Here is a 1,114-nt window from a genome sequence, read left to right on the forward strand (position 1 = left end):
GGGCGGTTACAGGAGCTGAGTGCAACACGGTTATTGAATTGAAGCTGGAGCATCATGCCGCATAGCCATAGCTTCCTGCATCACCTCGTCCATAACCTCGATCGGACACTTGAAGTCGAAGCGCTTACGGGGGCGCATGTTCAGTTGCAGTGCGATGGCATCCAGTTCCTCCTGGCTATGCACCGACAAGTCCGTGCCCTTGGGCAGGTACTGGCGGATCAGGCCATTGATGTTTTCGTTACTGCCGCGCTGCCAAGGGCTGTGCGGGTCGCAGAAGTAAATCGCCACCCCGGTCTGCTGGGTGATTTCAGCATGCCGCGCCATTTCTCGGCCCTGGTCGTAGGTCATGCTCTTGCGCATCGCCAGCGGCATGCCATTGAGCGCTGCACTGAAGCCTTCCATCGCCGAGGTCGCCGTCGCGTCGTTCATCTTCACCAGCATCAGGTAGCCACTGGTGCGCTCCACCAGCGTACCTACAGACGAGGCGTTGGCCTTGCCCTTGATCAGGTCGCCTTCCCAATGCCCTGGCATCAGTCGGTCTTCGATCTCCGGCGGACGTACATGAATACTGACCATCTCAGGGATCTGACCGCGCCGATCCACGCCGCCAGAGCGCGGCCTGCGCATCGTCTTGCTTTGGCGCAGGCAGATGATCAGCTCTTTACGCAGCTCGCCGACTGGCAAGGCATAGATCGCGTTATAGATCGTCTCGCGACAGACGTAGGCATCTCTGAGGCTGGGAATATTCATGCTGCGCAGCTTGCCGGCAATCTGCTCGGGAGACAAACGCTCACGCAGCATATGCGCCACCAATTCGAAGCGCTCGCTACCCGGCAACAGCTTTTGCTTCGGTCGACACACCTGACGGCGGGCCTGCATCTGCTGCTGGGCCACGCGGGCCGAGTAGCCGCCACAGGCATCTCGATTGCGGCGCAGCTCCCGGCTGATGGTCGAAGGGGATCGGTTGATCAAGCAGGCAATCCCGCGCAGGCTGAAACCTTGGGCATGACCGATTTGAATGGTGGCGCGCTCTTCAACGCTGAGTTCGGAATAAGACATAGGGACAGCACCGTACCGGAAAGGTCAGGTGTTGCACTCAGTTTTCGCCGCCGCC

1 protein-coding gene is annotated in these 1,114 nt (G+C 59.7%); it reads right to left on the reverse strand.

From position 1 onward, the window contains the following. Window positions 1-30 precede the first annotated feature (30 nt). On the reverse strand, window positions 31-1,059 hold the full coding sequence (locus tag AC19YT_RS28250; protein ID WP_017846207.1) for an IS30 family transposase: 1,029 nt from the start codon (window positions 1,057-1,059) through the stop codon (window positions 31-33). Between the last annotated feature and the right edge of the window lie 55 nt (window positions 1,060-1,114).

It is taken from the genome of Pseudomonas sp. MF08875 (genome assembly GCF_059862525.1).